The organism is Klebsiella sp. K-3, assembly GCF_051207495.1.
Taxonomy (GTDB): Bacteria; Pseudomonadota; Gammaproteobacteria; order Enterobacterales; family Enterobacteriaceae; genus Klebsiella; species Klebsiella aerogenes.
Genome location: NZ_JBPNXF010000002.1, coordinates 253,699 through 279,285 on the forward strand (window position 1 = coordinate 253,699; position 25,587 = coordinate 279,285).

General features: G+C 55.9%; 23 protein-coding genes. 9 read left to right on the forward strand and 14 right to left on the reverse strand.

The window, feature by feature from the left end; genetic code table 11:
• Positions 1-62 precede the first annotated feature (62 nt).
• Together ydeE and ACSEMK_RS04100 are read left to right on the forward strand one after the other, a co-directional pair.
• On the forward strand, positions 63-1,247 hold the full coding sequence (gene ydeE / locus ACSEMK_RS04095; RefSeq protein ID WP_430915193.1) for an efflux MFS transporter YdeE: 1,185 nt from the start codon (positions 63-65) through the stop codon (positions 1,245-1,247).
• A 117-nt stretch (positions 1,248-1,364) separates the two neighbouring features.
• Positions 1,365-1,835 carry a helix-turn-helix domain-containing protein gene (locus ACSEMK_RS04100; RefSeq protein ID WP_087860693.1) on the forward strand — a complete coding sequence of 157 codons (471 nt, stop codon included), beginning with the start codon at positions 1,365-1,367 and terminating at the stop codon, positions 1,833-1,835.
• A 29-nt stretch (positions 1,836-1,864) separates the two neighbouring features.
• Here the strand turns inward: ACSEMK_RS04100 and ACSEMK_RS04105 are convergent, their stop codons facing one another.
• Together ACSEMK_RS04105 and ACSEMK_RS04110 are read right to left on the reverse strand one after the other, a co-directional pair.
• Positions 1,865-2,968, reverse strand: a complete 1,104-nt coding sequence (locus tag ACSEMK_RS04105) for a cobalamin-independent methionine synthase II family protein (RefSeq protein WP_015366738.1) — start codon at positions 2,966-2,968, stop codon at positions 1,865-1,867.
• Between the two features lie 142 nt (positions 2,969-3,110).
• On the reverse strand, positions 3,111-3,524 hold the full coding sequence (locus ACSEMK_RS04110; RefSeq protein WP_113373449.1) for a rhodanese-like domain-containing protein: 414 nt from the start codon (positions 3,522-3,524) through the stop codon (positions 3,111-3,113).
• A 68-nt stretch (positions 3,525-3,592) separates the two neighbouring features.
• Here ACSEMK_RS04110 and ftrA point away from each other — a divergent pair, with 68 nt between their 5' ends.
• From ftrA to mgtS, 3 genes are all read left to right on the forward strand, one after another.
• On the forward strand, positions 3,593-4,597 hold the full coding sequence (ftrA, locus tag ACSEMK_RS04115) for a transcriptional regulator FtrA (protein ID WP_430915194.1): 1,005 nt from the start codon (positions 3,593-3,595) through the stop codon (positions 4,595-4,597).
• Positions 4,598-4,658: 61 nt separating this feature from the next.
• Complete coding sequence (locus ACSEMK_RS04120) at positions 4,659-4,874, forward strand: DUF4177 domain-containing protein (protein ID WP_015366741.1); 216 nt, start codon at positions 4,659-4,661, stop codon at positions 4,872-4,874.
• 139 nt (positions 4,875-5,013) lie between these two features.
• Positions 5,014-5,109, forward strand: a complete 96-nt coding sequence (gene mgtS / locus ACSEMK_RS04125) for a protein MgtS (protein ID WP_004102377.1) — start codon at positions 5,014-5,016, stop codon at positions 5,107-5,109.
• 120 nt (positions 5,110-5,229) lie between these two features.
• Here mgtS and ACSEMK_RS04130 read toward each other — a convergent pair whose 3' ends face one another.
• The 3 genes from ACSEMK_RS04130 to ACSEMK_RS04140 all read right to left on the reverse strand — a co-directional run bounded on the left by ACSEMK_RS04130 (position 5,230) and on the right by ACSEMK_RS04140 (position 7,923).
• On the reverse strand, positions 5,230-6,186 hold the full coding sequence (locus ACSEMK_RS04130; RefSeq protein WP_430915195.1) for a sensor domain-containing diguanylate cyclase: 957 nt from the start codon (positions 6,184-6,186) through the stop codon (positions 5,230-5,232).
• A 41-nt stretch (positions 6,187-6,227) separates the two neighbouring features.
• Positions 6,228-6,476 carry a hypothetical protein gene (locus ACSEMK_RS04135; protein WP_087860688.1) on the reverse strand — a complete coding sequence of 83 codons (249 nt, stop codon included), beginning with the start codon at positions 6,474-6,476 and terminating at the stop codon, positions 6,228-6,230.
• A 382-nt stretch (positions 6,477-6,858) separates the two neighbouring features.
• Positions 6,859-7,923: a LacI family DNA-binding transcriptional regulator gene (locus tag ACSEMK_RS04140; RefSeq protein WP_430915196.1), complete on the reverse strand. Its 1,065-nt coding sequence runs from the start codon at positions 7,921-7,923 to the stop codon at positions 6,859-6,861.
• Positions 7,924-8,130: 207 nt separating this feature from the next.
• Between ACSEMK_RS04140 and ACSEMK_RS04145 the strand changes: the two genes are divergently transcribed.
• The gene (locus tag ACSEMK_RS04145; protein ID WP_430915197.1) at positions 8,131-11,238 is read left to right on the forward strand and encodes a beta-galactosidase; all 3,108 of its coding nucleotides are present in this window, start codon (positions 8,131-8,133) and stop codon (positions 11,236-11,238) included.
• A gap of 41 nt (positions 11,239-11,279) precedes the next feature.
• On the forward strand, positions 11,280-12,545 hold the full coding sequence (locus ACSEMK_RS04150) for an MFS transporter (RefSeq protein ID WP_411324851.1): 1,266 nt from the start codon (positions 11,280-11,282) through the stop codon (positions 12,543-12,545).
• Positions 12,546-12,549: 4 nt separating this feature from the next.
• Here the strand turns inward: ACSEMK_RS04150 and ACSEMK_RS04155 are convergent, their stop codons facing one another.
• From ACSEMK_RS04155 to dcp, 3 genes are all read right to left on the reverse strand, one after another.
• Complete coding sequence (locus ACSEMK_RS04155; RefSeq protein ID WP_087860684.1) at positions 12,550-13,665, reverse strand: AAA family ATPase; 1,116 nt, start codon at positions 13,663-13,665, stop codon at positions 12,550-12,552.
• Between the two features lie 24 nt (positions 13,666-13,689).
• Complete coding sequence (locus tag ACSEMK_RS04160) at positions 13,690-13,950, reverse strand: hypothetical protein (RefSeq protein ID WP_430915198.1); 261 nt, start codon at positions 13,948-13,950, stop codon at positions 13,690-13,692.
• A 355-nt stretch (positions 13,951-14,305) separates the two neighbouring features.
• On the reverse strand, positions 14,306-16,345 hold the full coding sequence (gene dcp, locus ACSEMK_RS04165) for a peptidyl-dipeptidase Dcp (RefSeq protein WP_430915199.1): 2,040 nt from the start codon (positions 16,343-16,345) through the stop codon (positions 14,306-14,308).
• A 172-nt stretch (positions 16,346-16,517) separates the two neighbouring features.
• Between dcp and ydfG the strand changes: the two genes are divergently transcribed.
• Positions 16,518-17,267 (forward strand): bifunctional NADP-dependent 3-hydroxy acid dehydrogenase/3-hydroxypropionate dehydrogenase YdfG, encoded by a 750-nt coding sequence (gene ydfG / locus ACSEMK_RS04170; RefSeq protein ID WP_113373456.1) that lies wholly within the window; start codon positions 16,518-16,520, stop codon positions 17,265-17,267.
• A 93-nt stretch (positions 17,268-17,360) separates the two neighbouring features.
• Positions 17,361-18,047 (forward strand): GntR family transcriptional regulator, encoded by a 687-nt coding sequence (locus ACSEMK_RS04175; protein WP_087860681.1) that lies wholly within the window; start codon positions 17,361-17,363, stop codon positions 18,045-18,047.
• A gap of 45 nt (positions 18,048-18,092) precedes the next feature.
• Here ACSEMK_RS04175 and ACSEMK_RS04180 read toward each other — a convergent pair whose 3' ends face one another.
• The 6 genes from ACSEMK_RS04180 to ACSEMK_RS04205 form a co-directional block, all read right to left on the reverse strand.
• On the reverse strand, positions 18,093-18,524 hold the full coding sequence (locus ACSEMK_RS04180; protein WP_430915200.1) for a universal stress protein: 432 nt from the start codon (positions 18,522-18,524) through the stop codon (positions 18,093-18,095).
• 247 nt (positions 18,525-18,771) lie between these two features.
• Positions 18,772-20,235, reverse strand: a complete 1,464-nt coding sequence (locus ACSEMK_RS04185; RefSeq protein ID WP_430915201.1) for a mannitol dehydrogenase family protein — start codon at positions 20,233-20,235, stop codon at positions 18,772-18,774.
• A 207-nt stretch (positions 20,236-20,442) separates the two neighbouring features.
• On the reverse strand, positions 20,443-21,825 hold the full coding sequence (locus ACSEMK_RS04190) for an MFS transporter (RefSeq protein WP_430915202.1): 1,383 nt from the start codon (positions 21,823-21,825) through the stop codon (positions 20,443-20,445).
• Positions 21,826-21,867: 42 nt separating this feature from the next.
• Positions 21,868-22,887, reverse strand: a complete 1,020-nt coding sequence (locus ACSEMK_RS04195; protein WP_430915203.1) for a Zn-dependent oxidoreductase — start codon at positions 22,885-22,887, stop codon at positions 21,868-21,870.
• Between the two features lie 10 nt (positions 22,888-22,897).
• Positions 22,898-24,112 carry a D-mannonate dehydratase ManD gene (gene manD, locus ACSEMK_RS04200; RefSeq protein WP_087860676.1) on the reverse strand — a complete coding sequence of 405 codons (1,215 nt, stop codon included), beginning with the start codon at positions 24,110-24,112 and terminating at the stop codon, positions 22,898-22,900.
• A 142-nt stretch (positions 24,113-24,254) separates the two neighbouring features.
• The gene (locus ACSEMK_RS04205) at positions 24,255-25,538 is read right to left on the reverse strand and encodes an MFS transporter (protein ID WP_047048077.1); all 1,284 of its coding nucleotides are present in this window, start codon (positions 25,536-25,538) and stop codon (positions 24,255-24,257) included.
• Positions 25,539-25,587 lie beyond the last annotated feature (49 nt).

A 25,587-nucleotide genomic window follows, 5' to 3' on the forward strand; every position in this document is an offset into this window, starting at 1 on the left:
GTTAGCATGCTATTTGTGATCGGGCACAACAAAAATAAAACACTCCATCAGGCAAGGAAAAAATGACAACCACCATCAGGCGCTCAACGATAGCGCTGTTGGCGTCGTCGTTGCTGTTAACTATCGGCCGCGGCGCAACGCTTCCTTTTATGACGATTTATCTCACCCGTCGGTTCCAGCTGGAAGTCGATGTCATCGGCTATGCGCTCTCCGTCGCGCTGGTCGTCGGCGTTATCTTCAGCATGGGCTTCGGTATTCTTGCCGATAAGTTCGACAAAAAACGCTATATGCTGATCGCCATCGCGGCGTTTATCGCGGGATTTATCGCCATCCCCGCGGTCAATAGCGTGGCGCTGGTGGTGTTCTTTTTCTCATTAATCAACTGCGCTTATTCGGTTTTTTCTACCGTGCTGAAAGCCTGGTTTGCCGACGTGCTGACGCCGGAGAAAAAAGCGCGCATCTTTTCGCTCAACTATACCTTCCTCAATATCGGCTGGACCGTTGGGCCGCCAATCGGCACCCTGCTGGTGATGCAGAGCATTAACCTGCCTTTCTGGCTGGCCGCGCTGTGCGCCGCCTTCCCGCTGGTGTTTATCCAGCTCTTCGTCGAGCGCACCTCTGCCGCCTGCGTGGAAGGCGCCGCGCCGCAGTGGACGCCGTCGGTGCTTTTGCGCGACCGCGCCTTGCTGTGGTTTACCTTTTCCGGCCTGCTGGCGTCGTTTGTCGGCGGCTCTTTCGCCTCCTGCATTTCACAGTATGTGCTGGCCGCAGGCACCAGCGACTTCGCGGAAAAGGTGGTCGCGGTAGTGCTGCCGGTCAACGCCGCGGTGGTCGTCGCCTTGCAATATGCCGTCGGGCGACGGCTTTCGGCGCGAAACATCCGCCCGCTGATGACCTTCGGCACCCTGTGCTATGTAGTAGGACTCGGCGGATTTATCCTCTCCGGTCATAATCTGCTGATGTGGGGCGTTTCCGCCGCTATCTTTACCCTTGGCGAAGTTATTTATGCACCGGGAGAATATATGTTGATCGATCAGATTGCCCCACCCGGCATGAAAGCCAGCTATTTTTCCGCCCAGTCGTTAGGCTGGTTAGGCGCGGCGTTCAATCCGATGCTAACGGGGATAATCCTTACCCATCTGCCGCACTGGTCGCTATTCTTCATTTTAATGCTGGCGATAGTCGCCGCCTGGCTGATGATTTTCCGCGGGATGAATGTGCGTCCCTGGCAAACCGTACAGGCGTAAACCCAGGCGTCATGCGGCTGTCGGGTTGCTGTCGCCTGTCTGTCGGGTGCCCGTCGTGGCGCCCGGCAGGCTAAAAAAACCACACTGGTCTCAGGTTCCCATCCGGAGATTAACATCATGAACAGCAGCACCCGAGTAAAGCAATTACGTCTGCAGCGCGCCTGGTCCCAGGAACAGCTTGCCGAACTGGCTGGCGTCAGCGTTCGCACTATCCAACGGATTGAAAACGGCGATCGTCCGGGGTTAGAAACCCTGAGCGCCCTGGCGGCAGTGTTTGAGATAAATGTGGCCGAACTCAGCGACGATGCTCCCGTCGGTCACGAAGCATCGCTCGATTTACGTATCGAAGAAGCGAAAAGCCGCCTGCATCAGGAGAGCCGTTTCTTTCGCTCGCTGAGCGTGGCGGTCACGGTTTGCGTTTTGTTGCTGGTGATTAACCGTTTTACCCAACCCGATGTCTACTGGTCAGTGTGGGTGGCGATCGTCTGGGGCGCGTTATTGCTGCTGCGGGGATTACGTCTGTTTGTCTTTGCCGGGTGGATCCGCCAGTGGCGACAGGCGCGACTACAGCGCCTGCTGCGCAAATAGAAAAAGCCCGCTTAAAGCGGGCTATCTCCTTACCAGACCTGGGCGGCGATCCCTGTGACCAGCCGCACTTTATCCCACTGCTGGGCTTCGCTTAACGAATTGCCCTCTTCGGTGGAGGCAAAGCCGCACTGCGGGCTGAGGCAAATCTGCTCCAGCGGCACATACTGCGCCGCCTCCTGCAGGCGCGCCTTCACGCCTTCCGGGTTTTCCAGTTCGCCATTCTTGGTGGTAATCAGCCCCAGTACCACCTGCTGATGACCTGGACGAATAAAACGCAGCGGGGCAAAATCGCCGGAACGATCGTTATCATATTCGAGGAAGAACGCATCGATATTGACGCCGCCAAAGAGAATTTCCGCCACGGGCTCGTAGCCGCCTTCTGAAATCCAGGTCGAACGGAAGTTTCCGCGACAAACGTGCAGACCAACGGTCAGATCCTGTGGTTTCCCTTCCAGCGCTTTATTCAGCACCCGGGCATAGGTACGCGCCAGTTCGTCCGGATCGTCACCGCGCTCGCGTACCTGCTGGCGTTGTTCGTCTGAACATAAATAGGCCCAGACGGTATCATCAAGCTGCAGATAACGGCAGCCAGCGTCATAGAAAGCGCGGATCGCGTCACGCCAGGTGGTTGCGAGATCGTCGAAGTATTCGGCCAGGTCCGGGTATACCGTGCTATCGATATCTTTACGTCCGCCGCGGAAGTGCAGCACGCTGGGGCTGGGGATGGTCATTTTCGGCTGCGCATTACCGCTGACGCTTTTCAAAAAGCGGAAATCTTCCAGCATTGGATGGTTGCCGAAGCCCAGTTTACCGGTCACGCGTACGCCGTGCGCTTTAGTCTGTACGCCGTTGAACTGAATACCTTTCTCTGAATCGTAACGTTCAACGCCTTCCAGACCGTCGAAGAAGTCGAAGTGCCACCACGCGCGCCGGAACTCACCGTCGGTCACCACGTGCAGGCCGCAATCGCACTGCTGCTGAACCAGTTGGCGGATGGCTTCATTCTCAATTTCACGCAGATGGCCGGCATCAATATTGCCTTCCGCCAGCTGCAGGCGCGCCTGCTTAATGGCGTTGGGACGTAAAAAACTGCCGACGATATCTGCGCGGAACGGGGCCTGGTGACGTTGCATGTTCTCTCCTTAACGGCAGACAGGTAGTTGCCCGCCGTGATAATTCATTATTTGAATTTTTAGACTTCTGGATGTCTATATGTCCAGATACTGTCATGCAGAGGGAGCATCAGCAAACGAGAAAAATTCATGGCTATTGAATTTATTTCATGTTGCTCGTTTCGCTGACGCTAAATGCGAACCCCTCATCCGCCCAACCGGTCAGTCCACCGAGCATCATTTTTACCGGTCGGCCAAGCTGCGCCAGCTTTAAGGCGGCAATATCCGCGCCGTTGCAGTGCGGCCCGGCGCAATAGACAACAAACAGCGTTTCCGCGGGCCACTGCGCCATTCGCGCGGCATTGATCTCGCGATGCGGCAGATGCAGCGCGCCAGGCAGGTGGCGACGGGCGAAAACATCCTGACTGCCGATGACGTGCAGCAGCACAAAGTCCTGTTCGCCATGCTGCATGGCGTGGTGGACATCCGCGCAGTCGGTTTCGACACTCAGTTTATGGGCAAACCAGGCAGCGGCATCGGCCGGGGCGGCTGGCGTAAATTGGCTTACAACACTCATGGCGTATTCTCCTTGTCTGTGGTAACACTACTTTAACCACCACCGTACCCGGACCACCGCCCCCATTGATGACAGAAAACGCTGAAATCCTGACAACCCACAATGTGACACTGTCACCACCAAAAGTCGTCGTTCTGGCCTATGACGGCCTGTGTACCTTTGAGTTCGGCGTGGCGGTGGAGATTTTTGGCCTCCCGCGCCCGGAAATGGGCGAAAGTTGGTATCGGTTCGCGGTCGCCGCCGTCGATGATGGCGAGCTTCGCGCCACCGGTGGTATCCGTATCGTCAGCGATGGCGGACTGGCGCTGCTTGATGAAGCGGACACCATCGTCGTACCCGGTTGGCGAGGCATAGAAAGCGATGTTCCTCAGGCTTTGTGCCAGGCGCTGGCGGCAGCGTATGCGCGCGGCTGCAGAATCGTCTCTATCTGTTCCGGTGTATTTGTGCTCGCCGCCGCCGGATTGCTCAATGGACGGCAGGCCACCACCCATTGGCGTTATACTGCCCGGCTGCAGGAGCGTTTTCCGTTGATTGAGGTGGTGGAAGACGTGCTGTACGTCGGTGATGCGCGGCTGATGACCTCCGCCGGCAGCGCCGCGGGCATCGATCTCTGCCTGCATCTGGTGCGCGAAGATTTCGGCCATGAAGCGGCGAATATCGTCGCCCGGCGGCTGGTGGTGTCGCCGCACCGCGACGGTGGGCAAGCGCAGCAGGTGATTCGCCCGGTGGCGACAGCGCGTGAAAGCCAGCGCCTCGGCCAGCTGTTTGATTACCTGCATCAGCATCTCGCTGAGAGCCATACCCTTGCCTCGCTGGCGCAGCGAATGGATATGAGCCCGCGTACTTTCTTGCGCCGTTTTCAGCAGGCGACCGGCAAATCACCGGCCCGCTGGCTGCTCGATGAGCGCCTGCTTCGTGCCCGCCAGCAGCTCACCGATAGCCGTCTCAGCATCGACAGAATCGCCGAAATCTGCGGTTTCGCTAATGCCAGTACGCTACGTCATCACTTTCGCCAGCAATTCGCCGTGAGCCCGCTGCAATATCGAAAAAAGTTTTCCACCGGTCAGTGGTAATATTAAGATGGCCTGCGACAATAATTCGCGTCGTTGAATTACACCTGCAAGGATTAAGCTGATGAAAAAAGAGTGCCGCGTCGTTATCTATAAAGAGGGGCTGCTGGGCAGTATGTTTTTCGGCGAAGCCAAGGCCGATCCCGATAAAATGAGCCGGTTCCTCACTGAGTACACGCAGCAGGGCTGGGAAGTCAAAACCATGGCGGTCGAACGCCGCCGCAGCGCCCTATTCTGGTCGCGCGAAGCGTATTTATTTGTGCTCGAACGCGCCATCTGATGCGTTAATTTATTTCATATAACATAACGCCATTCTGGTTAATCGTTTGTTTAGATTGACCAGGATACTATCTATTCAACAACCGTAAACCCTGTTCAATGAGGACAACATTAGCGCATAAATAATATGGAGGTAGACCATGCTGGGAAATATGCATGTTTTTATGGCCGTACTGGGAACAATCCTGTTCTTTGGTTTTCTGGCCGCGTATCTAAGCCACAAATGGGATGACTGATGAACGACGATAATCCCCACCCGTAAGCGCCCCCTGCTGCTGTTGCACCAGGGGGCGTTCTGCTTTAAGTCACTTCTTCGAACGCCTGCCACATCATCCCCACCGCCTGTTTACTGCCGCTTATAAGGTTTTTCTACGCTTGCGCGAATACATCACTTCATCGCTTTGTTTAAGCATATCCCCAAGCGTCGGATAACGGCTGGCATCGCTCTGTAGCTCGCCGTAAGAGTAATTAATGTTATAGGGCTTACCTGACGTCTGGTTGTAATGATCGACACTCTCACGCAGCTTTTGCAAGAATGTGTCGGCACGCCCGTTGCGGGTAATCATCGCGGCGAACTCATCGCCGCCTAAACGGCCGACAACCTCGCCTGGCAGCAGATGTTGCGCCAGAAACGCCGCAAAGGTTTTTAGCACCTCGTCACCTTCCGCATGCCCCCACAGATCGTTAATGGGTTTGAATTTATCGAGATCAAAAAAAACCAGGCTAAACGGGGTTGAGTTACTCGTAAGCGTACGGAAACGTTTATCGCCGATGCGGTAAAAGCCGCGTCGGTTAGCGATACCGGTCAGACTGTCGGTCATCGCCATGCCAATCACCTGGAACTCATCCTCGACGATATACGCCAGATCCTTGAGTACGGCGATCTCTTCATCGTTAAACTCGCGCGGCGTGGTATGAATCAGACATAGCGTGCCGGCCACGGCGCCATCGGGCAGATGGACAGGATAGCCCGCGTAGAAGCGGATATAGGGTTCGCCCGTCACCAGCGGGTTATCATAAAAACGATCGTCATTGACCGCATCGTTAACGATGAAGGCGCCGTCCTGCAAGATGGCGTGGGCGCAAAAAGAGATATCGCGCTGGGTCTGGCGAATCCCCAATCCCTGACAGGCGAGCAGCCACTGCCGTTCACGGTCGAGCAGGCTGATGAGTACCACCGGCACCTGAAAAATTTTTTTAGCCAGCCGGGTGAGGCGTTCGAAACGCTCATCATCACGGGTATCCAGCAGGTCCGCCAGATACAGCGATTTCAGTCTTTCTTCTTCATTTTCCGGTACGCCTGGGAATTTCATAAAACCTCATTGCAATAAAGCGAAAAAATCAGGTGGCGGGATTAATGAGCAGCAGATGAAAAGCGCGTCAGCGCTCCATACCAGTCATAGCTGCCCTGGGTACCAATTTCGCGTTCCCCCTCCTCCAGCTTCAGCAGAAAACGGCGTTTATTGAGCTGATCGAGGTTGTGGAAGTAATTTGCCAGCCGTCGGGCTAAATCTTCATACATGGCGAAAGCCACCGCGGTCCCTTGCGCCGTATCGGCATACTTAGCAAATTCGTTCTTAATCGCCTGAAAATCATCGTTCATTGAGAGCACCACATCCTGTTACATTGTCATCAGTATGGTTAGCCCTGGCCGTTTTTTCCATCCCAATAGCTATCAGCATTTTATGCTGCCTGCAAAAATACAGCCCGCGGAAAAGCCGAGACCTATGCCATAAAAAACAACGTGTTTACGCTGCTATCAGCGCAAATTACCGGCAACCAGCAGAAGATAATAAAATCGACAAGCGACGAGGCCGGGGCGAATGGGCAAAAAAAAACCGCCATGTGACTGGCGGTGAATAAATGCTTGCATGGATAGATCGTAGATTGTATTTAGCGTTTTCGTAGAAAAGCGTCGGGACTTCCTACGTCTGACTCGCAGGCTAGCACGCCCTTGTTCAATAAATCTTAAACCGCAGACGTACTCATAGCTTCTCCACCAGCGCTTTAAGTTCCGCGATCAGCGGCGCGGTATTGTCCTGCGTCGCGAGCGGCCACGTCGACTGGCGTACCACCAGCCGCGCCGGCAGCAGTTCGCGCAGGCGGCCGGTCGGCGCCGCCATCTGCTGCATCAGTAATTCCACCGCCCGGCGGCCTAACAGATCAAAATCCTGGGCGACAGTGGTAAGCGGCGGCTGAAAGTAAAGGCTATCGGCCGTATCGTCATAACCGGTCACCGAAATCGCCTGGCTGCCGCGTCGATTAAGCTGCGCCAGCGCGCTTAACACCCCAAGCGCCATCTGATCGTTGGCGACCACAATCGCGCTTAATTTCGGGTTTTTATGCAGCAACTCGAAGGTTTTTTGCCAGCCGCTGGCGGCGCTCCAGTCACCGAATACCGTGATCGATTGACTGACCCCCAGCCGGTGCAACGTCTCGCGCCAGCTGCCAAGGCGCATCCGCGCCGACACCGAGCTTTCCGGCCCGGCCAACAGGCCGAACTCGCGATGTCCTAATTCCCAAAGGTGGCGCACGCAGGCGCCGCAGCCATCACGATGATCGAAACGCACGCAGGAGACATCCGTCTCCGGCGAGACATCGAGAAACATACAGGCGATATCCGTATTTTCCGCGGCCAGCCGTTCGGCGACGCTGCTCTCAAGCGGCAGGCTGATAATGGCGCCTCTAATATGCTGGGCGCGAAACTCATCCAGCCGCGCCTGCAGCGCCGGATAATCGCTTTGCGCCGGCATGGCAATGGCGACCTCCAGCCCCTGCTCACCGGCATACCGTTTCACCGCCGCGGCAATTTGCGACGGCGCGTGTAAGGTCAACGACGCGGTGATAAGCCCTATCGATGCCGCCGCTTTGCCCGCCAATAGCTGTGCCGAACGGTTAGGCACATAGTGCAGCGTCTGCATCGCACGCAGCACCTTTTCACGGGTGCGCTGCGCCACAATCTGCGGGTTATTCACCACCCGCGAAACCGTCTGCTGCGATACGCCCGCCTCGCGGGCGACATCTTCTAAAGTGGCTGAACGGCGCTGCATCGCATACTCCTGTCAGTGAAAAGGCTTAATGTCTTACGCTAACATTTTATGTCTTCCTTACGACAGAAATCTGCTATTTCAGCCGTGATTCGTGATCGTGAATGGGTTTCATTTTCACCAATATTGCGGGTCGGTGAAAAATACCCGATAACCCGATGAGATTGTTTAGCGAATAACATTTATTACCATTATCCGTCAGGTATGCGTATGCAACGATATGATTCAGGCGCCGCTCGCGGTCCCGCTTTTCACGAAGTTCTGGCCCGCGAGGACTGGCAGAACCAGACTATCACTCACCTCAACCGCCTGCCCGCTCATCCCTCTTTTGCCAGCTGGCGCGATGCCGATGCGGCGCGCGACAACCGCCCTTCCGACCGCCGCCGTCAGCTGGACGGCGAATGGCAATTTTCCTATGCCCGCAGTCCATTTCAGGTGGATGCCAGCTGGCTACTGCATGACCTGCCCGACAGCCGCCCGACGCCGGTGCCTTCAAACTGGCAAATGGAGGGTTATGACGCGCCGATATACAGCAACGTCCGCTATCCGATTGATACCGTGCCGCCGCGGGTGCCCGAAGACAACCCTACCGGCTGCTATTCGTTACAGTTGACCGTCGATGAGGGGTGGCGGGCCGAAGGGCAAACGCAGATTATCTTTGATGGCGTCAACTCCGCCTTTCATCTGTGGTGCAACGGCGAGTGGGTCGGCTACTCCCAGGATAGCCGCCTGCCCGCCGCCTTTGATTTAAGCCCGTATCTGCAGCCAGGCGCCAACCGCCTGTGCGTGATGGTGATGCGCTGGAGCGCGGGCAGTTGGCTTGAAGATCAGGATATGTGGCGCATGAGCGGTATCTTCCGTTCGGTCTGGCTGTTGCATAAACCGCAGGCCCGCTTCAGCGATGTGCAATTAACCCCGCAGCTCGATGCTCTATATCGCGACGCGCAATTGCAGGTCAAACTTAGCGTCGAGGCCGCGCCTGAAGCGCTGGCGGCGCTGGAAGTGGAGGTCGCGCTGTGGGATGGCGAAACACGGATTGCCAGCCAGCGCCAGCCGCTGGGTACGCCGATTGTTGATGAACGCGGCAGCTACGCCGAGCGGGCAATCGTCAATCTCGACGTCGAGCGCCCGCGACTGTGGAGCGCCGAGCAGCCGCATTGCTACCGCGCGGTGGTGTCGCTATGGCGCGGCGAGACGTTGCTGGAAGCGGAAGCCTGGGACATGGGTTTTCGCCAGGTCGAAATCCGTGACGGGCTACTGTTACTCAATGGCAAGCCGCTGCTGATTCGCGGCGTCAACCGCCACGAACATCATCATCAGCGCGGCCAGGTGGTCAACGAAGAGGATATGGTGCAGGACATTCTGCTGATGAAGCAGAACAATTTCAACGCCGTGCGCTGTTCGCACTACCCCAACGCCCCGCGCTGGTACGAGCTATGCAACCGCTACGGCCTGTACGTGGTAGACGAAGCCAATATCGAAACTCACGGCATGGTGCCGATGAATCGGCTGTCTGACGATCCGACCTGGCTTGCCGCTTACAGCGCGCGCGTCACCCGTATGGTCCAGAGCAACCGCAACCATCCCTCGATCATTATCTGGTCGCTGGGTAATGAGTCCGGCTGCGGCGACAACCATCAGGCCATGTACCAATGGTTGAAGCACAACGATCCTTCGAGGCCGGTACAGTATGAAGGCGGCGGCGCCGACAGCAGCGCCACCGATATTATCTGCCCGATGTACGCCCGCGTAGAGCGCGACCAGCCCTTCCCGGCGGTGCCCAAATGGTCGATCAAAAAGTGGATCGGGATGCCTGGCGAACAGCGTCCGTTGATCCTCTGCGAATACGCCCACGCGATGGGCAATAGCCTGGGCAATTTCGCCGATTACTGGCAAGCCTTCCGCGACTATCCACGCCTGCAGGGCGGTTTTATCTGGGATTGGGCCGACCAGGCAATCGAGAAAACATTCCCGGATGGTAGCGTCGGCTGGGCCTATGGCGGCGATTTCGGCGATAAGCCTAACGACCGGCAGTTCTGCATGAATGGCCTGGTATTCCCCGACCGGCGCGCCCATCCTTCGCTTATCGAGGCCAAACATGCGCAACAGTATTTCCAATTCGCCTTGCTCGAACAAAATCCGCTGCGGATTGCTATCACCAGCGAATACCTGTTCCGCGCCACCGATAACGAAACGCTGCGCTGGCGCGTAGAGTGCGCCGGAGAAACGATAGCCAGCGGCGACTTAGCGCTGACGCTGGCGCCGCAAGAACGGGCGGAATTCACCCTTAGCGACAGCCTGTCCCTGCCGCGCGGCGCCCGCGATGTCTGGCTGCAGCTCGAAGTGATCCAGCCGCAGGCGACGTCATGGTCTGAGCCCGGTCATCGCGTCGCCTGGCAGCAGCTAACGCTTGCCGCGCCGCTGGCGCTATCAGAGACCTCCGCCGAAGGCCCGGCGCCCTTCCTGACGATTGAGCCCACGCTCTATCAGGTCAGCGTCGGATCCCAGCGCTGGATTATCGATCGTCAGAGCGGACGTTTAAGCGAATGGTATGCCGCGGGCAAACAGCAGTTGCTCACCCCGCTGGCGGATCAGTTTGTCCGTGCGCCGCTGGACAATGATATTGGCGTCAGCGAAGTCGAACGTATCGATCCGAACGCCTGGGTCGAGCGCTGGAAGAGCGCCGGTATGTATTCGTTGACGACCCGCTGCGTGAAATGCGAGGCGCAGCAGCTGGCGCGGGAGGTGATCGTTGATAGCCACTGGCACTATCTGCGCGGCGAGGAGACGGTCATTGCCAGCCACTGGCGCATGACCTTCACGGCCGACGGCAAGCTCCAGATCACCGTTGATGGCGAACGTGCCGCAACGTTACCGCCGCTGGCGCGCGTCGGGCTGCGCTTCCAGGTCGCCGATCAACATGCCGAAGTCAGCTGGTTGGGATTAGGGCCGCACGAAAACTATCCGGATCGCAAAAGCAGCGCCTGTTTTTCGCGCTGGCAACAGCCGCTGCGCGAGATGAGCACGCCCTATATCTTCCCCAGCGAAAACGGTCTGCGCTGCGATTGCAAAGCGCTGGACTGGGGATGCTGGCACGTCACAGGCCAGTTCCACTTCTCGGTGCAGCCGTACAGTACGGAACAGCTGATGACGACCGATCACTGGCATCGTATGACGCCGGAAAAAGGCGTCTGGATCACGCTCGACGGCCAGCATATGGGCGTTGGCGGCGATGATTCCTGGACACCAAGCGTTCTGTCACAGTGGCTGCTGCTCGAGGCCCAATGGCACTATCAGGTTACGCTTCATTGTCAATAATAACGGGGGCTTCGGCCCCCACCGCACAGGTATAATAAGATATGAAACTCTCTGAACTCACGCCCCGCGAACGGCATAATTTTATCTATTTCATGCTGTTCTTTTTCTTTTACTATTTCATTATGTCGGCTTACTTTCCCTTTTTTCCGGTGTGGCTGGCGGAAGTAAATCATTTAACGAAAACCGAAACGGGGATTGTTTTCTCCTCCATTTCGCTGTTCGCGATAATATTCCAACCGGTGTTTGGTCTGATTTCCGATAAGCTCGGGCTGCGTAAACATCTGCTGTGGACCATTACCGTACTGCTTATTTTGTTCGCCCCGTTCTTTATTTTTGTCTTCTCGCCGCTGCTGCAAATGAACATTATCGCCGGCGCGCTGGTGGGAGGAATTTATTTAGGCGTGGTGTTTTCCAGCGGTTCCGGCGCGGTCGAGGCCTATATTGAACGCGTCAGCCGCGCCAACCGTTTTGAATACGGCAAGGTACGCGTCTCCGGCTGCGTCGGCTGGGCGCTGTGCGCGTCAATTACCGGCATCTTATTCGGCATCGACCCGAATATTACCTTCTGGATAGCCTCCGGTTTTGCGCTGGTGCTTGGCGTGTTGTTATGGCTATCGCGCCCGGAAGCCAGCAGCAGCGCGCAGGTTATTGACGCCATCGGCGCCAACCGCCAGGCCTTTTCTCTGCGTACGGCGGCCGAACTGCTGCGAATGCCGCGCTTCTGGGGATTTATTATTTATGTGGTGGGCGTCGCCAGCGTGTATGACGTTTTCGACCAGCAGTTCGCAAACTTTTTTAAAGGCTTTTTCGCCACGCCGCAGCGCGGGACCGAGGTCTTCGGCTTTGTCACCACCGGCGGTGAGTTACTCAACGCGATGATTATGTTCTGCGCCCCGGCAATTATTAACCGTATCGGTGCGAAAAACGCCCTGCTGACGGCCGGCATAATTATGTCGATGCGCATTCTCGGATCTTCATTTGCGACTTCGGCGGTGGAAGTGGTCATTTTAAAAATGCTGCACATGTTTGAATTACCGTTCCTGCTGGTCGGGACCTTCAAATATATATCTTCCGCATTTAACCCTAAGCTTTCCGCCACCCTATTTTTAATCGGCTTTAACCTGTCGAAACAGCTTTCCGGCGTAGTGCTTTCGGCCTGGGTCGGGAGGATGTACGACACCGTGGGTTTTCACCAGGCCTACCTTATCCTCGGCTCAATCACCCTGAGCTTTACCCTGATATCGCTGTTTACCTTAAAGGGCGGTAAGACGCTGCTACCCGCGGCAGAGTATAACAACGCGGCCTGAGAGATTAACGTTCCGTCAGGGATGACGGCAACGCCGCTTTAATTTGCGTTTGCCCACCGTTGTTTTCCAGTTCGTAGAGGCGGCACTCCGCTCGCGCCGAGATCAATTGCGCCAGCTCAGCCGAATGGCTGGTGAGCCAGATCTGGCTATAGCGTGATGCCTCGACAATCAGTCGCGCCAGCGCGGGGAACATCTGGCGATGCAGGCTGTTTTCCGGCTCATTAATGGCGAGAAACGCCGGCGGCCGTGGGCTAAGCAAAGCTACCGCCAGGCACAAAAAACGCAGGGTGCCGTCAGACATCTCCGCCGCCAGCAGAGGCCGATAAATCCCCTCCCGGCGCATCTTCATCACGAAACGCGAGTTTTCGTTCTCGCAGAAAAAGGTACAGTCGGGAAACGCTTCGCCGAGGATTTCATGCAGCAACTCCTCAGCGCCGATTTCGACGATAGTCTGAAAGGCCGCCGCCAGATTGCCGCCATCGCTATCGAGCACCGGCGAACGATAGCCGACCGTCGGCTGGCGTAGCGGTGAAAGCCTGCCGATGGCAAACTCATGGTAAAAACGCCAGCGGCGCATGGTCTCCCGCACGCGCGACACTTCCGGGAAACGATGCGGCTCGCCTAGCTGGCCGAAAATAGACTCGTTTTCGTAAATAGTATCGGTGAAGGTACTTTTTTCACCGTTGACGTCGACCAGGAACGCCGCCTGGTTTTTCCGCTGCAGTACACGCGACGACGGCCGGCGGTTAAAGCCCGACAGCCAGATATTCTCTTCTTTAACGATCGGATCGAGCATGAATTGCGTCGGATACGGCAGTTTTTCCGGAAATCCGACCTGCAATTCATATTCAAATTCATCGGTCAGGCAGGCGATTTGCAGACGCCGCGGATGGCGATCGGTTGGCGCCTGCTTTCCCGACCACATGATATTCTCCAGTCCGCCCTCCTCGCTGACATAGCTGGAAAACTGGCCGTCAGCCGAGGCGGTTAACAGATGGATCGCTTTGTAGATATTCGATTTTCCGCAACCGTTAGGGCCGAACACAATGTTCAGCGGCCCCAGTTCCAGTTCAATCTCTCTGACTGAACGGAAGTTGTTAATACGAATACGGTTAATCATGCCATTCCTCAGGCGCGCCGACGCTCAACTGAGCGATTTTTTCATCCCGCGCGTCAGCGCGACTCTGGCGAGCTTATCGGCATCCAGATGTGAATCACTAAATACGCCGAAAAACAGGCGTTCATTATCAATAACCTGCGACACCACCCGGTAGTTCAGCGGCAGCCCGGATGGCGCGCCGTACTGCGTAGGGGTGACGGAAACTTCCGTCGCGGTGTCGGCGACGCTGACCAGCAGACCATCTGCTTTGCCGCCTACCAGCATGACCTTAATTAACGGGTGCACTGTGTTCCTCCCGAGTGGGGTCAAAAATGTCATTGAACAAGTCCCAGGCCACGCCCAAGCGTCGCAGGAAAAAACATCGTCGTAAGTACTTTTTTATAGTTCATAGCGGCCTGGAATATAAAAAAAAACAAATTGCACTTTGTAAGCACGCATTATTAGTAGTAAAGGCCGACAAATGATGAAGGAAAAAAGTGGAATTGTGAATCTTAACAACTCTTATTTGTTGCGCCTGGCATTGAGAATGGTCGCAAAATGTACATTGGTTACAGTGGCATGCCGTGCGATTTGGTAACTCCTACAAGGCGCAAAGCGCCGCCGCCGGGAAAAACCCTGGCGGCGGCGGGTCGCACAGTATCTACAAACCGCGATTTTTCAACATCGGCTCGATCTGCGGATCGTGCCCGCGCCAGTCGCGATACAGCGCGTCGAGATCGCAGCTGTTACCGCGCGACAAAATCGCCTCGCGGAAACGTTGACCGTTTTCCCGGGTTAACCCCCCCTGCTCCACGAACCACTGAAAACCGTCGTCGGCGAGCATTTGCGTCCACAGATAGGCATAGTAGCCCGCCGCATAACCGCCGCCGAAAATATGTGAGAAATAGCTGCTGCGATAGCGCGGTGGAACCGCCGCCAGATCCATCTGCTCCTCGCGCAGCGATTGCTGTTCAAAAGCATCGACATCCTGCGGCAGCGCCTGCGTGGTGACGCTGTGCCAGCGCATGTCCAGCAGCGCCGCCGCCAGCAGTTCGCTCATGTCATAACCCTTATTGAACGTTGAGGCGCGGAACATGCTGTCGCGCAGATCGTCCGGCATAGCGTCGCCGGTCTGGTAGTGCTTCGCATAATGGGCGAAGACCTGCGGCTCGCGGGCCCAATGTTCATAAATCTGCGACGGAAACTCGACGAAATCGCGCGGCGTGTTGGTGCCTGAAAGGCTCGCATAGCGCTGGTTAGCGAACAGGCCGTGCAGCGCATGGCCAAATTCGTGGAACAGCGTGATGACGTCATCCCACGATAGCAGCGCGCAGCCGCCGGCTTTTGGTTTCTGGTAGTTGCAAACGTTGTAAATCACCGGACGCTGGGCACGCAGCGTCGATTGCTCGACGAACACGTCCATCCAGGCCCCGCCGCTTTTGCTGTCACGCGAGAAATAATCGCCGTAAAACAGCGCCATGCCTTCGCCGTTGGCATCAAAGATTTCCCATACCCGCACATCGGGATGGTAAAGCGGAATATCAAAACGTTCGACAAAACGGATGCCAAACAGCTGGGAGGCGGTCCAGAAAACGCCATCTTCCAGCACCCGGTCCAGAGCGAAATAGGGTTTTAGCTGCGCTTCATCGATGGCGAATTTAGCGCGCCGCACCTGCTCGCCGTAATATAACCAGTCCCAGGCCGCAGCCTGAAAATCGCCGCCCTCTTCATCAATAACCCGCTGGATGTCGGCAAGCTCCTGTTCGGCGCGGCGGCGGGCCGCAGGCGCTATGCGGCGCATAAAGGCAAGCGCCTCAGACGGCGTTTTCGCCATCTGGTCGGCCATCGACCAGCTCGCGTAATCGGCGACGCCCAGCAATTCAGCCTTACGCGCGCGGATTTCCGCCAGCCGCAAAACCAGTTCACGGGTGTCGTTGGCATCGCCCTTCTGGTTACGCGTCCAGCCCGCGGCGAACAAATTGCGCCGGGTCTGGCGATCGGCAAGTGTCTGCAGCGCCGGTTGCTGGGTGGTATTGGTCAGCGCCAGCAGCCAACGGTCGTGCAGGCCTTTGTCGCGCGCGGCATCGGCGGCGGCGGCAATCTCATCCGCGGCCAGTCCGTCAAGCTGGTGTTGATAATCAACGACCAGACCGCCGGACTTCACCGCCGCCAGCAGACGCTGCTGGAACTGACTTTGCAGTGACGCTTCCTCGGTATTCAACGCTTTTAGCGCAGTTTTCTGCTCTTGCGCCAACGCGGCTCCCGCCAGCTGAAAACGCTGCCAGCTCACCTCGAGCAGACGACGCGACTCCGGATCCAGACTCAGGGCGTCGCGCTGCTGCCAAACCTGTTTGACTCGCTGGTACAGCGCATCGTTGAGCCAGATATCGTTGCCAAGCTCGGCGAGCTCGGCTGAGAATTGTTCGTCCAGTTGCTGTATCAGCGGATTGGTATTCGCCCCGGCCATCGCGAAAAAGACTCGGGTTACCCGGCCTAATAGTTGGCCGCTCTGTTCCAACGCAACCAGGGTATTGTCAAAATCCGCCGGCGCCGGGTTATTGATTATCGCCGCGATCTCCTCGCGCTGGCGCCGTACGCCCTCATCAAAAGCCGGGCGATAATGACTATCTTCAATCAAATCAAAATGCGGCGCCTGGTACGGCAGCAGGCTGGCGTGTAAAAAGGGGTTATTGTCCGACATCATTCTCTCCTGAACGCGGGTATCCACTAAGATTAGGCAACTCATTGATTGGCCGCAATGATTTATCCAGCCAGCGCGTTATACCAACAGATGACGATACGATTTTCCTTTACCGCGCGGCGTTATCGCGTGCTATGTTATGACAACACAAAAAGCGTTGAGGAACAGTAAGATGATTATTCTGGTGACTGGTGCAACTGCTGGATTTGGCGAAAGTATTACTCGTCGTTTTATCGCTAATGGCCACAAAGTTATCGCCACCGGGCGTCGTGAAGAGCGCCTGAAGACGCTCAAAGAGGAGCTTGGCGATAACCTGTATACCGCGCAACTCGACGTGCGTAATCGCGCCGCCATCGAAGAGATGATCGCCGGGTTGCCTGCACAGTGGCAGGCTATCGATGTTCTGGTGAATAACGCCGGCCTGGCGTTAGGTCTGGAACCCGCCCATCGCGCCAGCGTTGAAGATTGGGAAGACATGATCGATACCAATAATAAAGGTCTGGTGTACATGACCCGCGCGGTGCTGCCGGGGATGGTTGAGCGTAATCGCGGCCATATTATTAATATCGGTTCGACCGCCGGCAGTTGGCCCTACGCTGGCGGTAACGTCTACGGCGCGACCAAAGCGTTCGTGCGCCAGTTCAGTCTGAATCTGCGCACCGATTTGCACGGTACCGCGATTCGCGTCACCGATGTCGAGCCGGGCCTGGTAGGCGGCACCGAGTTCTCCAACGTGCGTTTTAAAGGCGACGATGCGAAAGCCGGTAAAACTTATGAGAACACCCAGGCGCTGACGCCGGAAGATGTCACCGAAGCGGTGTGGTGGGTCGCGAATCTGCCGAAACACGTCAACATTAACACGCTGGAGATGATGCCGGTCAGCCAGAGCTTTGCCGGTCTCAGCGTCCATCGTGAGGGCTAACGTCCTCTGCGGCCTGGCCTGCGGGCCAGGTCTGGGCGGAACGGCAAAAAACGAGTAAAATAATGCTCATAACCCATTAAAAAGTAATCATCAATGGCCGCAGAAACGCAACTGAATCCGACCCAGCCCGTCAATCAGCAAATCTATCGCATCCTTCGCCGGGATATTGTCCATTGCCTGATCCCGCCGGGAACCCCGCTGTCGGAGAAAGAGGTGTCGGTGCGATTTGATGTCTCCCGCCAGCCGGTACGCGAAGCCTTTATCAAATTGGCGGAAAACGGGCTGATTCAGATCCGCCCACAGCGCGGCAGCTATGTGAATAAAATCTCGATGACCCAGGTGCGTAACGGCTGTTTCGTGCGCCAGGCCATTGAGTGCGCGGTAGTGCGCCGCGCGGGATCGATGATAAACGATGAACAGCTCTATCAGCTGGAGCAAAACCTCAATCAGCAGCGGGTGGCGGTAGAGCGTCAGCAGCTCAATGATTTTTTCCAGCTCGATGACGAATTTCACCAGAAATTGTCCCTTATCGCCGACTGCCAGCTGGCGTGGGACACCATTGAAAATATTAAAGCGACCATCGACCGGGTTCGTTATATGAGTCTCGATCACGTGACCCCGCCGGATATGCTGCTGCGTCAACATCTCGATATCTTTAAAGCGCTGGAAAAACGCGATCTTGATGCCGTAGAACAGGCGATGAATATCCATCTACATGAAATTAGCGAGTCGGTATTGTTGATTCGTCAGGAAAATAGCGAGTGGTTCAGCGAAGAATAATGGGATAAACGGCAGCCAACGTTGCGTCAGCTGCCGTAAAATAGATTACCGCACCACTAACACCGGAACTTTGGCATAGCGTAAAACGGATTCGGCGTTTGAACCAAGAAGATGGGTTGAAATACCCGGTTTGCGAGAGCCAATAACGATAACGTCAAAATTCTCTTTTTCGCTCAGCGCTAATATTTCATCGCGCACATTGCCAAAAACAATGCGGGTATGGATCCGCGAAGCCGGGATTGAAAACAACCGCGAGAGATCGCGCATTTTCTTTTCCGACTCCTCTTTCATATAGGCTTCAAATTTACGAATATCCGCCGTAAAGCCGCGCAGCAAAGAACTGGTGCTGTTAGGCAGCACGTTCAGCAACGTGATTTCACCCTCTTCGGCAGATGCTAAAAAATCCGCGTGACGAACGGCCTTATCGCTTAAATCCATTTCAAAAACATCGACCGGCAACAGTATTTTTTTGTACATAGCCTGAGCTCCTTAGTCCTGAAGAAACCGTTGGGATGATTTTATTCTGCCATATTTAAACGTATGGGAATACGATCAATCACCCAAATAAATACTTCAGTAATAAAAATAAACTTCAACAATATATAATTAATTATAGATATTTAGAGTTATGTACAGGCGGGGAATATCACAAGATAATCGTATTGCTAATACAAAAATAGCCCAGCACGCAATACGTTGCCGGGCTATTAATCGTCGGACGTTTTTACTGGCCTTTAGCCCATTCGGCAACGGTCGCCTTCGCGCCGTGAATCTGTAAAGAGAGATACGCCGCCGTCACCGCATCGACAAAACGCGGTTCCTGCGGCAGGCTATCGCCGAAAATGGCCTTAATACCCAGTAGCGCCTGCACGCGCTCGCTACCCTCTTTACTGCCCTGCACCGCCTGTTGAATTATCGGCAGCAGCGGATCGCTGATTTCAATTGCCTGCCCCTGATCATCGACGCCGCTCACGTAGCGCATCCAGCCGGCAATACCCAGCGCCAGCAGGCTGAAATCACTGTGATACGCCAGGTGCCAGCGCACGGAATCCAACATACGCTGCGGGAGCTTCTGGCTTCCGTCCATCGCAATCTGCCAGGTACGATGCTTAAGCGCCGGATTACTATAACGCTCAATGAGCAAACCAGCATAACGCGCCAGATCGACGCCCTGTACACTCAGCGTCGGCGCTTGCTCTTGCAACATTAACGCCTGCGCGGCGCGGCGGTAGTTATCATCCTGCATGCAATCATTAATATGCTGATAACCGGCGAGATAGCCCAGATAAGCGAGGAACGAATGGCTGCCGTTGAGCATACGCAGCTTCATCTCCTCAAACGGCACTACGTCAGTGACCAGCTCTGCACCGGCTTTCTCCCACTGCGGACGACCAGCCACGAAGTTATCTTCGATAACCCATTGGCGGAACGGTTCACAGGCCACACCGGCCGGGTCGCGCACCCCGGTGAGTTGTTCAATTTTATCCAGCGTATCTGCGGTCACGGCCGGAACGATGCGGTCAACCATCGTGGAAGGGAACGTTACGTTTTGCTCAATCCACTGCGCCAGTTCGTCATCAACGGCGCGGGCAAACGCACAAACTACGTTGCGCATTACGTGGCCGTTTTCCGGCATATTATCGCAGGACATGACGCTGAAAGGCGGCAGACCGGCGGCGCGACGGCGCGCCAGCGCTTCTACCACCACGCCCGGAGCCGATTTCGGCTGGTGTGGAGTTTGCAGATCGGCGGCAATCAGCGGGTTATCGAGCTGCAGCTGGCCGGTGGCCGGAGAGTGGCAGTAGCCTTTTTCGGTGATGGTCAGCGAGACAATCGCCACCTGCGGTTCGCACATTTTTGCCAACACGCTTTCCAGGCCGTCGACCTGCGCATGCATCGCCTGCTTCACCACGCCGACGACGCGCGCGGTCCAGGCATCGGCGGACATTTCAGCCACCGTATAGAGCAGGTCCTGCTGCTGCAAATCGGCAATCTGCTGCTCACCGCCAATGAGGTTCACTTCGGTATAGCCCCAGTCGCTGCCGTGTTCGGCGGCAAGGATATCAGCATAAACCGCCTGATGGGCGCGGTGGAAAGCCCCAAAACCGAGATGAACGATGCGAGAAACCAGCTTGCTGCGATCGTAAGAAGGAAGCGTTGCCCTGGCGTTTAAAAGCGTGTTTTCCATGGTGTCTCTCATTTTTATGATGACTGATAAATCATTCTCAAACAGAATGTTTTGGTGAGGTAAACCATCGCACGCAATTGGTATGACATCTTTGATTTCCATCAACTACCATACAAGAAGATTCAGCGCTGTCGCGTTTCGTGATCCTGCGCGCAATGGCGGGAAGGAGCCGGGAGTAAACCCGGCTATCAAGGGTTAACGATATGATTATGATTTCGCGTATTGGCGGTTCGCGCTCAGCGCCTGACGTGTACCAGCGTCCGCCGCATCGTGGTCCAGACTCAGGTCACGGTCGCACACTTCCGGCATCAGCAAGGACGAGATAAGACCGATAGCTGAATAGCAAATCAGCATCGCGACAATCGGCCACCACGAACCGGTTATGTTACAGAAGATACCGGCCAGTACCGGCCCGAATCCCACCGCCACCAGACCGCCGGCCTCTTTTGAGATAGCCATTCTGGTGAAGCGATTACGCGAGCCGAACATTTCCGCCATAGTGATATTTTCCAGCGCGAACAAGCCCAGCACCGCCACGTTATGAATGACAATCAGCGATAGCATAATCGTGCTGGCGCTATAACTTTTATCGACAATAATAGCCAGCATCGGCCAGGCCAGAATAATGGCGGAAATATTCACGATAATATAAGGCAGACGGCGCCCAACTTTATCCGACAGCCAGCCTAACAGCGGGATAGTAATAAAACCAATCACTGAGCTAATCATTAAGGCATCGGTCGGAATAGCCTTATCAAATAATAGAGTCTGTACCAGATATCCAGCGAGAAATGTTTGCAACAAACCGGAATTACCGGCCTGTCCAAAGCGTAACCCGGTCGCCAACCAGAATGATTTGCTTTTTAACATCGCGCCGAACGTGTTTTGCGCGGCGGCGGCTTTAGCCTGAATTTCATCGGCTTCGTTGACCTGTTCAAATACCGGGCTCTCTTTCAGATTCAAACGCAGCCAGATGGCAAAGATCATTACCACGACGCTTGCGAGGAACGGAATACGCCAGCCCCAGGCGATGAGTTGTTCGCGATCGAGCAGGAAGAACATTATCGCCCAGATGGCCGTGGCGCTCAGCGTCCCGCAGTTGGTGCCCATCGCCACCAGAGAAGAGATGATGCCGCGTTTGCCCTTTGGCGCATACTCCGCCAGCATGGTGCCGGCGCCGGAAATTTCAGCACCCGCCCCCAGCCCCTGAATAATACGCAGGGTCACCAGTAACACTGGAGCAAAAATGCCAATCTGCGCATAGGTAGGTAAAACGCCGATTAACGTGGTACAAATTCCCATCATGGTGATGGTAATAAACAGAACTTTTTTACGCCCGATGCGGTCCCCCATTTTACCGAATATAAAAGCGCCGACGATCCGCGCAATATATCCTGCGCCATAGGTTCCCATCGCTAATATCAGCGCCATGGCCGCCGACTGCTCCGGGAAAAATATCTCATGAAAGACCAGCGCGGCGCCTAAAGAATAAAGCTGGAAATCCATAAATTCCAGTGCCGTGCCAAGCCAACCGGATACCGCGGCGCGGATAAGATCCGTGGTACTTCTCTCATTTTTAGCTGTCGTCATAATAATAATCTCTAAAGTAGGATACAGCGAGGTTATTTATATTTATGCGTTGAAGGTTAATAACACCTTACAACAATGCTTGCGGTCTTCTTCAAATAACGTCATGGCATCGACAACATGCTCGAAAGCAAACTGATGGGTGATTAGCCGATCAGGATTAATTAATCCGTTTGCCAACCATTCGAGAACCAGCGGGAATTTATTGGCATTAAGTCTGGATGAATAAATAGTGAGCTCTTTGCCGGTGATCCCCTGCTGAGCCACCATTGAAGGTTCGGTAGAAAAACCCATCAGTACGATCCTGCCCGCTGGCGAAGCCAGTGCGATAGCCTCTGCAAAAATCGCCGGATGGCAGGCGGCGTCGATAATCAGCGTCGGCCGGATCCCCTGCGCTTCCAGCGCCTGCGCCAGCGGCTGTTCCTGATTATTGATGGTCCAGTCAGCGCCGTTTTGCTGCGCCATCTGCAGCCGCTCGGGGATCCGATCGGCGACGATCACCTGCCGCACGTTATAGACGCGCTTGAGCACCTGAATGGTGGTCAGCCCCATCGGCCCGGCGCCGTAGACCAGCGCGATATCCTGTTCGCGTGGTTTAGCCTGGCCGGTGACATTCGCCGCAATAGTAAAGGGCTCCACCATTACCGCGTGATGGTCGCTCACGTTCTCCGGTACCGGCCAGGCGTTTTTGGCCGGTACCACCGCGTATTCGCTAAACCCGCCATCGCGATGGACGCCCAGCACCACCAGCGAAGCGCAGACGTTGGGCTTACCGACCGAGCAGGGATAACAGTGGCCGCAGCTGATAACCGGATCAACCGTCACCCGCTGGCCTACGATTTTATCCGTCACGCCCTCGCCCACGGCATCAATCACGCCGAAAAACTCGTGGCCGATGACCCGCGGATATTTGGCGAACGGGTTATGTCCACGATAGATGTGGCTATCTGAGCCGCAAATTCCCGCCAGTTTCACCTTTACCCGCACTTCTCCATTTCCCGGCTGCGGCAGCGGCCGTTCTTCAATCGCCAGCGCGTTTGGCTGTTGGATAACAATGCTTTTCATTTTTCTCTCCTTACCAATTCCACAGCGTGCCATCTTCGAGGCGCGCCACCGGCAGACAGGCGGGTTCATAGGGGTATTTTGCCGCCAGCTTCTCGTCGAATTCGATGCCCAGCCCCGGTTTATCGCCCGGATGCATATAGCCATTGTCAAAACGCCAGCTATGCGGGAAGACCTCCAGCATCTGTTCGGAATAGCCCATGTACTCCTGCACGCCGAAATTTGGCACCCACAGGTCGAAATGCAGCGCCGCCGCCATGCATACCGGAGAGAGATCGGACGGCCCGTGAGAACCGGTACGTACCTGGTACAACGAAGCAAAATCGGCGATACGCCGCATGCCGCTGATCCCGCCGGCGTGGGTAATGGTGGTACGGATATAATCAATGAGCTGCTCTTCAATCAGCTGTTTGCAATCCCAGATGCTATTAAAGACCTCGCCGACGGCAATCGGCGTGACGGTATGCTGGCGAATTAGGCGGAAGCAGTCCTGATTCTCTGCCGGTGTCGGATCTTCCATCCAGAACAGACGATACTCCTCAACGCTTTTACCAAAGCGCGCCGCCTCGATCGGCGTCAGGCGATGGTGCATGTCGTGCAGTAAGTGCTCGTTGAAACCAAATCGTTCGCGCACGGCGGCAAACAGCCGCGGGGTGAAATCGAGATATTTTTCCGTTGACCACAGCTGCTCTTCCGGCCACACGCCTTTGGTCGCCGGCTCGTACGCCTGACCTTTACCCTTGGCCATGCCGTAGGTGGTTTTCATCCCCGGAATACCGCACTGCACGCGGATCGCCTTAAAACCCATTTCCTGATGGCGGGCGTAGTCGTCCAGTACTTCATCAATGGAATGACCGGTGGTGTGGCAGTAGACCATCACCCCTTCGCGCGAGGCGCCGCCCAGCAGTTGGTAAAGCGGCATTCCGGCGGCTTTGGCTTTGATATCCCACAGCGCCATATCAACGGCGGAAATCGCCGACATGGTCACCGGGCCGCGGCGCCAGTAGGCGCCTTTGTAGAAGAACTGCCAGATATCTTCGATGCGGTGAGCATCACGGCCAATCAACTGCGGGCAAAGGTGATCTTTCAGGTATGAGGCGACCGACAATTCACGGCCGTTGAGCGTGGCATCACCGAGGCCGACAATCCCTTCATCGGTGGTGATTTTTAAGGTGACGAAGTTACGCCCTGGGCAGGTAACGAACACGTCGGCGGCAACGATCTTCATGGGTAATTCCTTGCATCTGTACGGTTAGTGATCAAAATTAAATCACCAGACCTACTACCATACAAGTATGATATTTAAAAAAGATGCGAAGGATCACAAACGGGTTTGGTTGCGGGGGGCGACTGGCGCCCCCCGTTAGCGATTAATTGATGCGGTCTTTTACGATGAAGAAATAACACAGCGCTCCGGTAAAGGTCACGCAGGCGGCGATAACCAAGGCCAGGTTGAAGGAGTGCGTGGTATCCACCACCCAACCGGTGACGACCGGCGCAAAAGAGGCGAAAACAAAGCTGCCGAAGTTCTGGATCGCCGCCACCGACGCGACTTTATTTTCGCTAACCATCACCTGTACCAGCCCCCAGGCCGAGGTCCCGGCAAAGTGGACGCAGAATAGCGCCATGGAGATAAACGCCACCGCCTGGGTCGGCGAACTCGATTGCACCACCAGCAGCGTGCCGAGCGCGGAAAGCGTCAGGCCAACCACAATCGCCGTTTTGCGCGTTTTCGCCAGATCGTAACCGCGGCGCGCCAGCGCATCGACCACTAGCCCGTTGACCCACATGCCCACCGCCGCGGCCAGGAACGGGATCGCCGCCACCCAGCCGGTTTTCGCGAGGCTCAATCCCTGCTGCGCCTGCAGATAACCCGGCAGCCACGCAATATACAGCCAGCCGGTATAGTTAACCCCGGAGAAGCCTAAAATCATGCCCCAGGTGGTGCGCCGTTTGAACAGCGCCAGCCACTCGCTGAATACCAGCGTTGGGCGCGCTTTTTCCGGCGCCGCCAGATACTGGCGCTCCTCCTGTTGCAGGTCGAACTGGGCGCGGTTGCGATACCACGCGTACCAGCACAGGCCCACTACGATCCCCGCAAGGCCGATAACCACGAACATGGTGCGCCAGCCCCAGGCAATCTGCATCAGCACCAGCGCCGGCGGCGCGATCGCCTGGCCAAGCACCGTTGACGAGTTAAAAATGCCGACCGCGGTGCCGCGCTCTTTTTGTACGTACCAGTCGGTAATGGATTTTACCCCCGCCGGCATAAACGGCGCTTCGCCAATACCAAGGCCAATGCGCAGCAAAATAAAGTGGCTAAAGGAGTTCACTACCCCGGTCAGCGCCTGCATCAGTGACCAGAAAATAAGCCCCGCCCCCAATACAATTCGCGGGCCGAAGCGATCGAGCAAAATACCCGAGGGCAGCTGCGCGAAACCATATGATAGCGAGAAGGCGGAAAGCAGTACGCCAAATTCGGTCGCGCTGAGTCCGAGATCGCCACGGATGGCTTCTCCGGCGACGCTTAATGACGAACGATCGAGGAAGTTGACGATACCGGCGATAAACAGCAGCGTCAGGGTGACTTTTTGCACCCGGCCAATGCGCACGGGTTTGGCGCCAGCTTCGCTGGCAAGGGTTTGTGTAGCCATAATTGCCTCTTACGATAAACAGCACGATGCGGTTAGGGTAAGTAAGGCA

Bases quoted from the DNA above. Each gene is read 5' to 3' on its own strand.
- ydeE (WP_430915193.1), top strand. From the start codon at position 63: ATGACAACCACCATCAGGCGCTCAACGATAGCGCTGTTGGCGTCGTCG.
- ACSEMK_RS04100 (WP_087860693.1), top strand. From the start codon at position 1,365: ATGAACAGCAGCACCCGAGTAAAGCAATTACGTCTGCAGCGCGCCTGG.
- ACSEMK_RS04105 (WP_015366738.1), bottom strand. From the start codon at position 2,968: ATGCAACGTCACCAGGCCCCGTTCCGCGCAGATATCGTCGGCAGTTTT.
- ACSEMK_RS04110 (WP_113373449.1), bottom strand. From the start codon at position 3,524: ATGAGTGTTGTAAGCCAATTTACGCCAGCCGCCCCGGCCGATGCCGCT.
- ftrA (WP_430915194.1), top strand. From the start codon at position 3,593: ATGACAGAAAACGCTGAAATCCTGACAACCCACAATGTGACACTGTCA.
- ACSEMK_RS04120 (WP_015366741.1), top strand. From the start codon at position 4,659: ATGAAAAAAGAGTGCCGCGTCGTTATCTATAAAGAGGGGCTGCTGGGC.
- mgtS (WP_004102377.1), top strand. From the start codon at position 5,014: ATGCTGGGAAATATGCATGTTTTTATGGCCGTACTGGGAACAATCCTG.
- ACSEMK_RS04130 (WP_430915195.1), bottom strand. From the start codon at position 6,186: ATGAAATTCCCAGGCGTACCGGAAAATGAAGAAGAAAGACTGAAATCG.
- ACSEMK_RS04135 (WP_087860688.1), bottom strand. From the start codon at position 6,476: ATGAACGATGATTTTCAGGCGATTAAGAACGAATTTGCTAAGTATGCC.
- ACSEMK_RS04140 (WP_430915196.1), bottom strand. From the start codon at position 7,923: ATGCAGCGCCGTTCAGCCACTTTAGAAGATGTCGCCCGCGAGGCGGGC.
- ACSEMK_RS04145 (WP_430915197.1), top strand. From the start codon at position 8,131: ATGCAACGATATGATTCAGGCGCCGCTCGCGGTCCCGCTTTTCACGAA.
- ACSEMK_RS04150 (WP_411324851.1), top strand. From the start codon at position 11,280: ATGAAACTCTCTGAACTCACGCCCCGCGAACGGCATAATTTTATCTAT.
- ACSEMK_RS04155 (WP_087860684.1), bottom strand. From the start codon at position 13,665: ATGATTAACCGTATTCGTATTAACAACTTCCGTTCAGTCAGAGAGATT.
- dcp (WP_430915199.1), bottom strand. From the start codon at position 16,345: ATGTCGGACAATAACCCCTTTTTACACGCCAGCCTGCTGCCGTACCAG.
- ydfG (WP_113373456.1), top strand. From the start codon at position 16,518: ATGATTATTCTGGTGACTGGTGCAACTGCTGGATTTGGCGAAAGTATT.
- ACSEMK_RS04175 (WP_087860681.1), top strand. From the start codon at position 17,361: ATGGCCGCAGAAACGCAACTGAATCCGACCCAGCCCGTCAATCAGCAA.
- ACSEMK_RS04180 (WP_430915200.1), bottom strand. From the start codon at position 18,524: ATGTACAAAAAAATACTGTTGCCGGTCGATGTTTTTGAAATGGATTTA.
- ACSEMK_RS04185 (WP_430915201.1), bottom strand. From the start codon at position 20,235: ATGGAAAACACGCTTTTAAACGCCAGGGCAACGCTTCCTTCTTACGAT.
- ACSEMK_RS04190 (WP_430915202.1), bottom strand. From the start codon at position 21,825: ATGACGACAGCTAAAAATGAGAGAAGTACCACGGATCTTATCCGCGCC.
- ACSEMK_RS04195 (WP_430915203.1), bottom strand. From the start codon at position 22,887: ATGAAAAGCATTGTTATCCAACAGCCAAACGCGCTGGCGATTGAAGAA.
- manD (WP_087860676.1), bottom strand. From the start codon at position 24,112: ATGAAGATCGTTGCCGCCGACGTGTTCGTTACCTGCCCAGGGCGTAAC.
- ACSEMK_RS04205 (WP_047048077.1), bottom strand. From the start codon at position 25,538: ATGGCTACACAAACCCTTGCCAGCGAAGCTGGCGCCAAACCCGTGCGC.